10 protein-coding genes are annotated in these 13116 nt (G+C 54.7%); 8 read left to right on the forward strand and 2 right to left on the reverse strand.

What is annotated here, in order from left to right; all coding sequences use genetic code 11:
- Window positions 1–9: 9 nt before the first annotated feature.
- Window positions 10–1344, reverse strand: a complete 1335-nt coding sequence (locus KJ970_15285; protein MBU2692285.1) for a T9SS type A sorting domain-containing protein — start codon at window positions 1342–1344, stop codon at window positions 10–12.
- Between the two features lie 139 nt (window positions 1345–1483).
- Here KJ970_15285 and KJ970_15290 point away from each other — a divergent pair, with 139 nt between their 5' ends.
- Entirely contained in the window at window positions 1484–2281 is a 798-nt protein-coding gene (locus KJ970_15290) for a GNAT family N-acetyltransferase (protein MBU2692286.1), read from the forward strand.
- A 147-nt stretch (window positions 2282–2428) separates the two neighbouring features.
- Window positions 2429–4138, forward strand: coding sequence for an SLBB domain-containing protein (locus KJ970_15295; GenBank protein ID MBU2692287.1), 1710 nt, complete (start codon window positions 2429–2431; stop codon window positions 4136–4138).
- Window positions 4139–4144: 6 nt separating this feature from the next.
- On the opposite strand, the gene KJ970_15300 is transcribed toward KJ970_15295, so the two are convergent.
- The gene (locus KJ970_15300) at window positions 4145–5290 is read right to left on the reverse strand and encodes a glycosyltransferase (protein MBU2692288.1); all 1146 of its coding nucleotides are present in this window, start codon (window positions 5288–5290) and stop codon (window positions 4145–4147) included.
- A 195-nt stretch (window positions 5291–5485) separates the two neighbouring features.
- On the opposite strand from KJ970_15300, the gene KJ970_15305 reads away from it, so the two are divergent.
- The 6 genes from KJ970_15305 to KJ970_15330 are packed head-to-tail and all read left to right on the forward strand — an operon-like array spanning window position 5486 to window position 13110.
- Window positions 5486–6775 (forward strand): hypothetical protein, encoded by a 1290-nt coding sequence (locus KJ970_15305; GenBank protein MBU2692289.1) that lies wholly within the window; start codon window positions 5486–5488, stop codon window positions 6773–6775.
- Window positions 6776–6785: 10 nt separating this feature from the next.
- Window positions 6786–8342: an O-antigen ligase family protein gene (locus KJ970_15310; protein ID MBU2692290.1), complete on the forward strand. Its 1557-nt coding sequence runs from the start codon at window positions 6786–6788 to the stop codon at window positions 8340–8342.
- Window positions 8339–9631, forward strand: coding sequence for a glycosyltransferase family 4 protein (locus KJ970_15315; GenBank protein ID MBU2692291.1), 1293 nt, complete (start codon window positions 8339–8341; stop codon window positions 9629–9631). Before KJ970_15310 ends, KJ970_15315 begins: the two co-directional genes overlap by 4 nt.
- A 9-nt stretch (window positions 9632–9640) precedes the next feature.
- The gene (rfbD, locus tag KJ970_15320; GenBank protein MBU2692292.1) at window positions 9641–10498 is read left to right on the forward strand and encodes a dTDP-4-dehydrorhamnose reductase; all 858 of its coding nucleotides are present in this window, start codon (window positions 9641–9643) and stop codon (window positions 10496–10498) included.
- The gene (locus KJ970_15325; protein ID MBU2692293.1) at window positions 10482–11732 is read left to right on the forward strand and encodes a glycosyltransferase family 4 protein; all 1251 of its coding nucleotides are present in this window, start codon (window positions 10482–10484) and stop codon (window positions 11730–11732) included. Before rfbD ends, KJ970_15325 begins: the two co-directional genes overlap by 17 nt.
- On the forward strand, window positions 11719–13110 hold the full coding sequence (locus tag KJ970_15330; GenBank protein ID MBU2692294.1) for a hypothetical protein: 1392 nt from the start codon (window positions 11719–11721) through the stop codon (window positions 13108–13110). Before KJ970_15325 ends, KJ970_15330 begins: the two co-directional genes overlap by 14 nt.
- Window positions 13111–13116: the final 6 nt, after the last annotated feature.

The following is a 13116-nucleotide window of genomic DNA, read 5'->3' on the forward strand; positions in this document are numbered from 1 at the left end:
CACTGAATTTCACTTCACCAAAACCAGCTGTTTGGTGACCGTTATCCCTGCGCCCTCAAAGCGAAGAAAATAGACACCGGCGGCGAGATGCGCCGCGCCCCAGTACTCTTTATACCGCCCGGCCTCGAAAAATTGTTCAACCAATGTCTCTATCCGCCTTCCTCTGATATCATAGACATCCAATCGCAGCGGTCCGGCGACTTTTACATCATATACAATCGTCGTGCTCCCGTAGAAGGGATTGGGACTTATGCGGCATTCGGCCACGCTCCCCGGCGCTCCGGGAGCCGATGCGGCGCCACCGCTAAAGGGCAGAAGGATGGAGGAGAACTCAAACGGCTCCTGAAGGATGCTGCTGCAGTTCGGAGAGACATAGGGTATCTCTCCCCCGGAACATGGGCCGTCCCTGTTGAGGGACCAGAAGGAAAGCATTCCGATATGCTGCGCCTGTGCAAAAGCCAGGAGTTCTTCGGCATCCTCCGGGTAAAACACCTCGGTTGTGACATCATTAAGACCGATCATCGGTGTGACGCCTATCATATGCCACAATTCCTCATCCGGTCTTGGGAACCCTGCATCGTTGTAGAGGCCTTGCAGCTGATAGAAGAGACTCGTTGCCGACTCTATTGCATACTCTCCCATTTGCCCGTTGGGATTCGGGGCGGGAACATCACCATAATTCATGGTCATGATATTGACTCCCGCAATCTCGACACCGTAATGGAGAGCTGATTCCAAGAGGTTCAATGCGTCAGGAAGCAGCCCCGTGGGCAACACCGGCAAAGTGAACCAAACGGAAAGCTCTCTCCCGCCGCCGGCGGCATACTCCTGAAGAGCGGCAATCGCTTGTGAGCGGCGCTCAACCGAGGGTTCATCGCCGATCCAAGTCCCTTCAATGTCGAAATCAATGCGCGTTAAATTGTAAGCGTCAATGACCTGCTGGTAGGCCTGCCGGAGGTCTTCGGAATTGCCGCAGGACAGGCCCAGTTCCGTATTGGCCGCTCCGCCGAATGAGACGACCACATCGCCGCCACGGTCGCGGATCGCACCGATCTCGGTTTGAAGATATCCGGCATCGACCGGATAGTAGGTGCCCCATGAGGGGGTGCAATCATCCGGCGCCGCCGCCACAACAAATCCCAGATTAAAGTACTTAATTCCAATCTCGTCGATGGCATTGATAAAATCAAAAGTCGGCCAGATGACGGCATCCACATAGGGGGAAAAGAGATGATGCGGCCATGAGACGGCGCTTAAAGGCTGAGGGCTGGCCGGGGAAGGGGAAGTCCACAAGCCCAAAGGAAGGCAAAGCCAAAGATTCAGGATGATGGTGTTTTTTGACATTCGCTCTTCTCCCTCCCACATTCCAAGGCTTATTGAAATTACAGTTTACGATATAATTCCTGATTTGACCAGCCCAAGAGGTTTATCATTGAACTCTCAAAATCGCAGGGTCATAATTTGTGCGGAAGGGGGAACGCTTATGAATCTCGTGAACGTGACCTGGGAAACCGAAGGCACCTTTTTCAGATGCCTGCATGACGAAAAGCCGGATGATCCCCGCGCTATCACGCTCCGGCGTCAATGGTTCGAGGCCCATAGAGACAGGGGTTTGCGGGCGAGGGTACTGATACTCGACTCAGGTGAAGTCGCCGGGTTATGCCAATATATGCCGATCGAAGCGACACATATGATCGGCAGGGATCTCTTCGCGATACTCTGTATATGGGTTCACGGATATGAACATCATATCGGTAACCGCCAGGGAAATGGATATGGGCGTTTCATTCTTAACGAGATTGAAAAGGATGCTTATACATCAGGGGCGGCCGGTGTCGCCGCCTGGGGCATGGATTTCCCCTATTGGAATCCCGTCTCGTTCTATGAGCATATGGGTTATTCACGCGTCGACAAAGATGGCATGGCCGTCCTTGTGTGGAAATCCTTTTCACCCAACGCGGTGCCACCGCAGTTTCTCAAAGAAATCGGCCAACCCCCGTCCGCTTATGACAAAGTCAACGTAACTGTCTTTTTTAACGCATGGTGTCTCGGCGCCTGTTCACAATGCCTGTCGGCCAGAGATGCCGTCGAAGGACTGGCGGATCTCGTGAATTATATCGAGATGGACACGTCGGATCCGGAAGTGCTGCATGCGTGGGGAATCTCAAACGGGATTTATATTGAGGGCAAACCCCATCGCCCCTATGAACCGCCCCTTACGAGCGAAGCCTTGCGGGATGACATTCTAAAGATTCATCTGGCGAAGAGGGGCGGTCGCTAAGGGCGGTCACCGAGCCAGGGCCGGGAAAGGCGGCCGAAGACGGCGCCCCATGGGTCTCGTTGACCGACCCGGAATACTACCCTAGACTGCTCCTCAGTCATTCCTCAAATATCTGAGGCGGCCAAATCAACCAGCGAGCAGGGAATAATGCGTAACTCGATACATATCACTATCCTACTCATCATCGCGCTGTGCCTTTTCTCTACAGAGGCGGGATCGCAGGAGAACGGAGCCGTTACCCCCGGAGATCCTTTTGCGGGCGAGGCGCCGCAAGAGACCGTCATCGAACCGGCGCCGACACCCTTCGCCGGACCCGGCGGGGGACTGGAGTCGGCCATCTCCTCTCAGACCTATCGCGTGGGACCGGGCGACCGTTTCACCATCAATATCTGGGGTCCTGAACCGACCGTTTATCATCTCCAGATCACGCTCGAAGGGAAGATCCTCATCCCGAAGGTGGGGGAACTTAATGTCAATGGACGACCATTGAGCGAGGCGCAGGCGCTGATAACAAATTTACTGCACAAGCATTTCCGTCAGGCTGATATTGACGTCTCACTAACCGGTCTTCGCCAATTCCAGGTCCATGTCCTCGGACAGGTCGCGCGCCCCGGCACTTATCTGGCCTCAGCCGTGGACCGGGTTTCCGCCGCCGTCAACTGGGCGGCCGGATTTGCGAAAAATGCAAGCCAGCGGAAAATTTTCGTGATGAACAGCGACTCGATCAGGGCGAAAGTCGACCTTTTTGCATTTTTCCAGCAGGGCGACCCTCAGTTCAACCCCTGTCTGCGTGACGGCGATATTGTTTATGTCCCCTTCTCCACCGGCCGGTTTACTGTTATGGGTTCGGTAAACAACCCCGGCGCGGTCGAGTTTCTCGAAAAGGATCTTTTCAGCACCGCTTTGCACTATGCCGGCGGTTTCACATCTGAAGCCTTCCTCGATACGATTGAAATCGCTCGATATCAAACGGCGACCGGGGAACCTGAGCGCTATTTTGCTTTGGCCGACGGGCGGATCGTCGCCGCCACCGAGCAGCATCACAGTGCCATGCCGAAGGTATTAGGCGCCTTCACCATCAACAATGCGATGCTTGAGACTGGCGCGCATCCCAAATACCCTGAATTTGAACTTCAATCGGATGACATAATTTTCGTCCGCTCTGTTCCCGAATATAGATTGAAACGCCTGGTGGAAGTCACCGGCGAGGTCGTGTATCCGGGCTTTTATGCCATCGATGAAGGTGAAACGCGCGTTTCGGATGTCATCGCAAGGGCCGGTGGATTGACATCCGACGCCTTTCTCTTTGAAGCGCAGCTCATTCGGCGCGAAGCGGTTCGCCTTGAAGATAAAGAGTTTGAGCGTCTCAAAGATGTCCCGCGATCCGACATGACCGATGATGAGTATGAATATTATAAATTGAAGTCGCGGGAAAACCCGGGATTGATGTTTGTTGATTTCCACAAAGTTCTAGCCGAAGGCGACAGCAAGCAGGATCTTCTGCTGCAGCGCGGTGACTATATTAATATCCCCACTAGAAAAAACTTCATCAGTGTTCTCGGCATGGTTCGTTCTCCGGGGAATATCATATTCGATAAGGATCTCAAACCGGCGGACTATATTAAGCGGGTCGGCGGCTATGCGGAAAACGCCGACACGGGCCGGGCTCGCGTTATAAAGGCCGGAAGCGGCGAATGGATATCGTTGAAGTCGGCAAAGCGGGTTGAGCCCGGGGATACAATTTGGATACCTGAGAAGCGGGATCGCAATTACTGGGTGACTTTCAAAGAGGCGCTCACCGTCACAACTCAGATCATTGCATTCTATCTCATCATTGATCAGGCTATCTCCAAATAGACCCGGTCATTTCCCGCCGTCTTTCTTCCGCATTAATTGAAGATAAAGATCGACATGTTGCTGTACCATTTTGGCGGATGCAAACATCACTTCCGCCCGCCTGCGGCCCAAATCCCCCATCCGCTTTTGCCGCTTGGGATCACCCAAAAGCGATTCCAATGCCTGCTCGATCTCAATGGGATCTCTCCCGTCCACAACAATCCCGGTTTCATCATGGACAACCACCTCGGCATTCCCGCCCACCCGCGAGCAAACAACCGGTATGCCCAGAAACATCGCTTCCACCAGGAAATTACTGCTTCCCTCCCGCTGCTGCGAGAGCAGCACCGCGACGTCAAAACGCGATATCCAGGGGGTCGCCGGATAGGCGACGCCGGGGAATAAAATGTTTTGTGAAAGGCCCTGGCGCCGGACGCGCTCCAGCAACGGCCCCCGGGCGGGCCCGTCGCCGATAAAAACGCAAGTTAGATTCGGCCGGCGGGAGATGAGCCGTTCCGCCGCATCTATCAATTGGGCGTGTCCCTTGTCGGCCTCGAAATTCGCAACCATTCCAATAACGGGGGCATCGTTCGGAATGCCCAGCGACTGAATCTCCATATTTGTCTGAAGCTCTGAGGAATCGATCCCATTATAAATAACATGCAGTATTGATGGAGCCAATCCCAGTTCTTCACCCCACCGCGCCCCGGCCATGGAATTGCAAACGACCGCGTCGCACCGGCGCATGAGCCATCGTTCCACCCCGGAGAGAAGGCGATACCGCAGATCAGTGCGGGTCGTTCCGCTGCTTCGCAGCGACCCCACGCGAATCGTGTTCCCCGCCAGCGCAGCGGCCCCGAGACCAAACACCGTGGCGGGTGACAAAAATGTATGAATGATATCTATGCGTTCGGTTTTAAGATACCGGTGGATCAGACGAAAGGCGCTAAGATCCCATTTGCCGATCCGCTTAAAGGGTACTATGGGAAGATCAAGGGACCGGACCCTGTCCAGAAGAGCCCCGCCCTCCTCCAAGATACCGAGTCGTGGATCAAAAAGCGGCCGGGGAATCCCCCGGAGAAGCTCATAGATCTGCCGTTCTGTTCCCCCAATCCCCATTCCCACGGCCAGAAAGAGGATCCGGACCGGACCGGCAGAGCGCGTTTTATGCATATCTTCTTATCCATCTCCCCACTAAGGTTCCCTGGAAACCTATCCGATGGAATCGCCCGCTACAAGATCAGGGGGCGGGATCGTCATGAACTCCGCTGATCCCTTATTCATTCTTCCCCCTTGACCCTTCAAAGAATCCCCTCGTACGATCGCATGGGACAGGCCAAAGCTTAAATATCAAGGAGCTGCTGATTTATGAATGAAACCGGTATGCCGACGGATGCTACATCGCCCACCCGCCCGCGATCGAGTTTGATACACCTAGCGGAGATTCTCTTTCGCTGGCGCAAGTTTATTTTAATTTTCACGGCATGCACGATCCTCTTCGCCATCGTCATCTCTTTTGCCGTCTCGCCGGTTTATCAGGCGGAAACCGTCATTTATCCGCAGGCTGATCCGGCGACAATGCTCATGGGCGGCGAGTCCTCTTCACAGTTGCAGTCACTTCTTGGTTTCCCGGGTGCGGGCACGGGATCCGAGCTTCTTCAGGCGGTGCTGAACAGCCGCAACCTCACCAAATCCGTTCTCGAAGTGCTCGGCAAAATTCCGCGGGATCCGGACAATGCCCTGGAGAGAAGAGAAGTTGAAGAAGCCATCGATGAACAACTTCAACGAATTGATATCAATGTTTTACAAACCGGTGCTGTAAGAATTCGATTCAGCGCTCCTGATGCCGGCACCGCCGCCCGAACGGCGAACCTCTATGTCAGCCACGCCGATTCCCTGCTTCGCCTCATCGGCCGGTCGCATGCCGGATCGATCCGGCAGTTTTTAGAGCAACGGATGGACGAAACCCAGGAAGAGCTACATGCGGCGCAAGACCGGTTATTGGAATTTCAAACGAAAAACAACGCCGTTAATTTGGATGCCCAGACTGAAGCCACGATGCGCGTTCTTTCTGAACTTCAAACAGAAACGTTAAAGCTTGAAGCGGAAATCGATATGAAGCGCCGCTTCTATGCCGACGACGCGATGGAAATCCGCGCCCTCGAGGCTCATCGAAACGCCCTACGGGAACGTATTACGAAATTGACCGGCCCCGCCGATTCGAAGGATTCCATGGAATCGTCGGAGGTCGGCGGGACACCCATGGTAATCGATCCGGCGGGATCGACAGGCATCCTATTGAACACGCAGTCGATTCCCGGACTGAGCGCGCGATTCGCACGGCTGCTATTGGATGCAGAGGTTCAGAAAGAGGTTCTCGTTTTCCTCAACGGAAAAGTCGAACAAGCGAAGCTGGATGAGGCCCGCAGCGTTCCCACCATCCAGGTTATCGACCGGGCCATGCCGCCATCCTGGAAGATCAAGCCTCGCCGAAAACTGATCGTTTTCGCGGGCGTCGTTCTCGGTTTTCTTGGGGCCTGCATTCTGGCTGTTCTGCTGCAAAGCTCTTCAGACTCACTGTCGCAGGAGGATAGATCCGTATTGTCGTCAATCCGCCGACAACTACCTTTCGGTGGTAAAAACCCAACACGGAGTTGAGGCTGAACCCGTGAAGGAACTTTCAACAAATGGCCTCGCGGACCTCGCCCCCGCGTTTTCGCCCGCAAAAACCGCTCTCATCGCTTTACCCGCGGCTTTCGTGTGCGGAGCTATCGCGGCACATGCGCCGGCTATGGCCATCCTCCTTCCCATCGGCCTGATCCTTTTTATTTATGGCGTCCGCTATCCGATCCGCTTTTTCGCCGGCTATCTTTTTTATTGCAGTGTTGAACTCTTTCTCACGAACAAGCTGCTCGGCAACAGCGCCATGATGGCCCGGCTGAGCAGCGAGGCTCTCTTGCTCGGGGTCTCCGCCGCCGTCTTACTGAATATCTTTATTCAACGCGGCCGTCTTCACCGCACTCCGGCCGACATCCCCTTCTTCGCCTTTGTTTTTGTTTGTTTATTCTCCGCCTTCATGAACGGGATCGGGGTGACGCCGGTAGCTCTCGGCATGCGAATCTATCTGCGTTACGCGATCCCGTTTTATGCCCTGATTCAACTTCAGCCGAGCCGGGATGAGCTTCGCCCCATTCTATATGCCATTCTCTGGGCTTTCGGCATACAGGTCGGCGTCGGCCTCTTAGAAGCGCTCGCCCCCGCCATACTCAAACCCGTCTTCCTCGCCCGCAGCGAATCAGCCATGCTGGGGTTGACCATTGCCAAAGGACAAACATTCACCCGCACGGATCTCCACACCGCCATCTTCGGCACGCTTGAGAATTATAATAATTACGGAGCTTTTCTCGCTCTTACGATTCCGGTCATTTTCTTGATTTGTAAATTCAAAGTTGTTCGCAGCGGCCGGATACTGTTGCCGGCGCTGCTGGTCTTCGCCGTCATCGCCCTTGTCCTAACGGGATCCCGCTCCTCAATGATCGCCTTTTCCATGGGATCAATGATCATCTTCTGGAAAATGAAACGCCGGTGGGCGGTCGCCGTTCTTCTGATCGGCGTCCTCATGCTCGGCGCCATGGCGCTTTCGACGATCAACGCCAACCGCGGTTTGGCGCTTCAGGAGCACGAGATTTACAGCGACAGTCTGATGGACCGCTGGTTCCTCGTTCTCCAACCCGGCCAGCTTGACTCATCGCCCTACCGGAATTTCAGACTCTATCTTTGGCAGCATATTGGGAAGTATATCCTTCTGCGATCCCCCTTCTTTGGCCTTGGTATCGGCACGTTCGGGTCTCTCTATTCGACTCAGATGTTTTCGGGTCTTTACGAAGATTTGAATATCCATGCCCGCCATGTTCAACATTTCATCGGCGATTCAAATTGGATCACGATATACGCCCAAACAGGTCTTCTGGGGCTTCTCTCGTACTTCGGCATCTTTATCCGTTTTGGACGCCGCAAGAAGCCCGGCAGTGATCAGCGCGCTCATCCCATGCACAAAATGTTTCAGTTATTGATGCCGGTTTTCCTAACAACCTTTCTCATCGTCGCCATTTTCGGCCCCTATTTTGAAGCCCGCACCACATCGCTGTTACTATGGATTGTCGCCGCAATGAATATCGCGGTCTTCCATGGCAAGCTGGTGGATGAAATGGAGCCTTCCTCTTGAAAATAATTATCGCAAACAACCGCTATTTTGTATCAGGCGGGCCCGAGCGATATCTTTTCTCTGTTAAACAATTGCTGGCCGATAGAGGACACGAAGTCATTCCCTTTTCGGTCAACTACTCAAAAACCGAACCGACCCCCTACCAATCCTATTTTGTCGATCCGCCGGCCGGCCCTGAACAGGTTTATTATGGGGACATCAAACCGATGACGCCCCGCAGGATAATGACCCTGCTGTCCCGTTCGTTCTATTCGCTCAGCTCCCGTAATGCGATGATTCGCCTCATCCGGCACACAAATGCCGATATTGTCTATATTCTTCACTGTTCAAATTTTCTCTCCCCCTCTATTATAGACGGCGCCCACCATTGCGGCGTTCCTGTCGTCACGCGGCTGTCCGATTTCCATCTCTTTGCGCCTTGTTATCTCTTCTTGCGGGATGGAGAACCGTGCGAACTGTGCGCCTATGGCGACTTCTACAATGCTCTCCGTTACAAATGCCTTCAAAATTCGATTTCCGTCTCGTTGGCCAGAGTCGGCGCCATGCTGTTTCACCGGCTCATCGGACTGCAGTCGCGGGTCAGCGCCTATGCCGCCCCCTCTGAATATTTAAGAGCCAAGGTCGTTCAACTTGGTTTACCCGGAAACAAAGTTCATCTTTTACCGAGTTTTGTACAGATGACCCCCAACGAGCATGAAACATCAGAGAAAGCACCGGACGGCTTGGGTGATTTTGTTTACTTCGGCCGGCTGAGCCCCGAGAAGGGTCTGGATATTCTTCTCAAAGCCTATGCCTTGTTTCTTCGGAAGACGCCGGAGCCCATCGAGAATCAACCCCGCCTGGTCCTCGCCGGCTGGGAGACCGATGAGTCGGAAAGGCTCCAGCGGACAATCCCGCCGGAGATCCAGGACAATGTTCGCTTCGCCGGCGCTCTCGAGGGCGACGCGCTGCGGCGGCTCGTCGGAAGGGCCCGGGCGACCATCCTGCCGAGTCTTTGCTATGAGAACAGCCCGATGGCCCTGCTCGAGTCGATGTCCTGGGGAACGCCGGTGATTGCCTCCCGGATCGGATCGCTCCCCGAGGTCATCCGACACGAGGAAACCGGTCTTCTCGTTGAGCCAGGCTCTCCTACCGATCTGGCCCAGGCGCTGGCGCGGGCGGCCGGCGACCCCGGCCTGATCGCGAAGATGTCGCTCCAAGCACAGCAAGAGGCTTTCTCTCGTTTCGGAGCTGATCTACACTACGACAGGCTTCTTAAGATATTCGGGATGGCTGTGGAAACTCGCTGAGGGGGAAGCATGGCGCGCGTACTAGTCACTGGGGCGAGGGGCATGTTGGGTGGAGATCTTTGTCCGATCTGGAGGAGTTTCGGGTATGAAGTCCTCGAAACCGATATCGAGGATCTGGATGTTCGGAATCAGGAGAAGGTGCGCTCCGTATTTGAGACCTTTCAGCCGGATATCCTTCTTCATCTCGCCGCCGAGACCGATGTCGATGGATGTGAATTGCGGCCCGACGAAACCTATCAAACGAATACGCTCGGCACCCGGTACCTCGCCATGGCTTGCCGCGATTCACAGGCGCGGATGGTTTATATCAGCACGGCGAGTGTCTTCTCGGGGAAAAAGCCGACGCCCTATACCGAGTTTGATATCCCCGATCCTTTGAGCGCCTACTCGGGTTCGAAGCTCGCCGGCGAGAAGATTGTGCAGAATCTCGTTGTTGATCACTATATCTGCCGGGCCGGGTGGATGTTCGGCGGTGGAGCCGCCGACAAGAAGTTCGTCGCGAAGATTATGGAGCTTGCCCGTTCGCGTCCGGAGCTCAAGGTCGTTAACGACAAGTTTGGAACGCCGACCTATACAAAAGATTTCGCCGCGGCTCTTCATACGGTGATTCAGCGCGCGGTGCCCGGTATCTATCACCTCGCCAATGAAGGCACCGCCTCCCGCTTTGAAATTGCACAGGCCATTCTCAAGATTGGCAACATCACAACGTGCAAGTTGATTCCCGTCTCGTCGGCCCACTTCCCGCTTGCCGCGGCGCGTCCGCGTATGGAAGCGATTGAGAATCTCATGTTAAAGCTTCTTGGACTGCCCAGCCAGCCCTATTGGCGTGAGGCTCTTGAGCGGTATATTCATGAGCGTCTCTCTTGAACAGAAGGAAGCAAGGAAGGTTTCCGCCGATCGAGAGCTGCCGGCCGGGGCCGCTGCCGTGACACACAAAATCCAAGAAAAACCCAAACGCAGCTTGCGGATCGCCATGGCGGGCATCCGGGGCCTACCACCCCGTTATGGCGGAAGCGAAACCTGCGTCGACGAATTGGGCCGATTTCTGCATTCCTGGGATCACGCGGTTACCGTCTACAGCCGGATATACAAAGGGGATCACGCTGCGCGGCCTGATTCCTACCACAACATGAAGCTTGTTTATTTTCATTCGTTGAAGCAAAAGAACCTTGATACCCCTTTCCATTCTTTGCTTGTCAGCCTGCATCTCCTTTTCAAGGGCACCCAGGATGTCGTTCATTTTCACGGTGTCGGGAATAGTCTCTTTCTGCCCTTTTTCCGCCTCTCCCCCGTAGCCACCGTCGTTACGGTCGACGGGCGCGACTGGGATCGCGGGAAATGGGGCTTCCTGGCCCGGAAAATCTTAAAACTCTCGGCAAAAATGGCCGTTCGTTTCGCCGACGGCATCATTACAGACACGCCGGAAGCTCAAAAGCTCTACCGTGAGGAGTTCAACCGCGAAACAACCTATATCCCTTACGGCGCCCACACTGAAACGATTGAAACCCAAGTGGCGCTGGAGAAGTGGGGCCTGAAACCCGGCCGGTATATTCTCTTTGTGGGCCGCTTTATTCCGGAGAAGGGTATTCAGTATCTTGTCGATGCTTATAACGGGCTCGAAACGGACTTCCCTCTCGTCCTCGTCGGTGGAAATGAATATGACCTCGCCTTTGTTCAAAAGTTAAAGAATTTTGCAAGACCCGGCATCATCTTTCCCGGATTTGTCTTCGGACGGCCATTTGAGGAATTATTGCAACACTGTGCCCTCTATGTACAACCCTCGGATGTCGAGGGGACTTCTCCGGTTCTGTTGAATGCCATGGCTCTGGGCCGCTGCGTTATTGTCAGCGGCATCAAAGAAAACCTTGACGTTGTTGAGAAAACCGCTCTCTCTTTCTCTCCCGGATCAAGCGGGCATCTTGCTGAAATCATGAAACAAGCCCTTAATGATGAAGGACTCCGGAAGGATCTCGGCCGCATGGCCCAAGATCGTGTTCGGGTGGTCTATAGCTGGGAAACGGTTTCTAAATCCCACCTCGAGGCCTACTATGCCGCCCTGGAGGTGAAAAGAGGCGGGGCGCGTCCCGATGTTGCCACATAGAATTTCCGAGTTTTATATCCGTACGATTCAAAGCCGGAAGGAGCAGCCGATCTATGCGGCACTGAATGAACTCCGCACTCAATGGTTTTGGGATCGCAGAAAAATCGATCAATTCAAACTCGAGAGACTCAACCGGCTCCTGAAACATGCAGCGGAAGCCGTGCCGTATTACAAAACCCTATTTCAAGAGCATCGCGTCAGATTACCCCTGGCAAGCCTGGAGGACCTCTCCAGGATCCCCCCCCTTCTTCGCGACAATATCCGCTCGGCCGGCGATTCGATCCTGGCGACAAATCTGCCGGCATCCTCCTTTTTAAAAAGGAAAACGGGCGGGTCGACCGCCGAACCGCTCGTCGTTTATCAAACACCGGAATACCGGGTCTGGTCCGAGGCAAGCGTGCGTTTCAGCCGCGAGCTGACCGGTTATACCCCCGGGCGGAGCCAAATGTTTGTTTGGGGCGCCCCCGGGGATCTTGCCCAGCGTTCTTCTTTCCGGGCCCGCGCCCGGGAGACTTTGATGAATTCGAAGGTTGTCGATGCTTTTCATATCGGCGCGAGCGAAGTCATCCGGACGCTGGATTGGATGGAGCGGGCTCATCCACATTTTCTTTGGGCCTATGCCGGCGCCGCGACTCAATTGGCCAGAGCCGCCCTTGTATCAAAGCCCGGCCTATTTCTCACAGCGGCACAGATCACCGCAGAGGTTCTAACGCCGCAGGCCCGCCGTCTGATTTCAGAGGCATTCCACTGCCCGGTCTTCGAGCGGTACGGGAGCCGGGAGGTCTCGGTTGTCTCGGCGGAGTGCGATCAACACGAGGGAATGCATATTCTCGAAACATTAAACCATGTCGAGATCGTCGATGGTGAAGGCCGGCCCGCGCCGGAGGGTACGGCGGGCCGCATCCTTGTGACGAATCTCACAAATGACGCCCTTCCCCACATCCGCTATGAAATCGGCGACCTCGGAACAATGTCTGTGGCGCCCTGTTCCTGCGGATGCAAAACCAACCGTCTCTCCGCCATCCATGGACGCATCTGTGACGGAATCGCAACGCCCGACGGCCAATGGATTCACGGTTACTTCTTCCTTGAAATGATGCTTCATGTTCAAGGAGTCGAAAAGCTCCGGCTTATACAAGAACAGGATGGATGGTCTATTCGGATCGAACTCATCACAGGACCAACCGCCGATCGTCCCGCCATTGAGACCGGTCTCACCGAACTGATTCACCGGAAGGGGCACCAAAAATTCATGATCACCTTCGCCTATCCGGAGAGAATGGACCCCTCGGCCTCAGGCAAAATGGAATTTATACAGAGTCATTACCGGTCTGAAGGAAATCCTCTCGGTCCGCCCTCGCCGGGGCCGCGGTCATGAGCGCCG

The organism is Candidatus Eisenbacteria bacterium (assembly GCA_018831195.1).
GTDB lineage: Bacteria > Eisenbacteria > RBG-16-71-46 > CAIMUX01 > JAHJDP01 > JAHJDP01.

Excerpts from the sequence above, each read along its gene's own strand:
- KJ970_15325 (MBU2692293.1), top strand. The coding sequence starts at position 10,482 with ATGAGCGTCTCTCTTGAACAGAAGGAAGCAAGGAAGGTTTCCGCCGAT.
- KJ970_15285 (MBU2692285.1), bottom strand. The coding sequence starts at position 1,344 with ATGTCAAAAAACACCATCATCCTGAATCTTTGGCTTTGCCTTCCTTTG.
- KJ970_15330 (MBU2692294.1), top strand. The coding sequence starts at position 11,719 with ATGTTGCCACATAGAATTTCCGAGTTTTATATCCGTACGATTCAAAGC.
- rfbD (MBU2692292.1), top strand. The coding sequence starts at position 9,641 with ATGGCGCGCGTACTAGTCACTGGGGCGAGGGGCATGTTGGGTGGAGAT.
- KJ970_15290 (MBU2692286.1), top strand. The coding sequence starts at position 1,484 with ATGAATCTCGTGAACGTGACCTGGGAAACCGAAGGCACCTTTTTCAGA.
- KJ970_15300 (MBU2692288.1), bottom strand. The coding sequence starts at position 5,290 with ATGCATAAAACGCGCTCTGCCGGTCCGGTCCGGATCCTCTTTCTGGCC.
- KJ970_15295 (MBU2692287.1), top strand. The coding sequence starts at position 2,429 with ATGCGTAACTCGATACATATCACTATCCTACTCATCATCGCGCTGTGC.
- KJ970_15305 (MBU2692289.1), top strand. The coding sequence starts at position 5,486 with ATGAATGAAACCGGTATGCCGACGGATGCTACATCGCCCACCCGCCCG.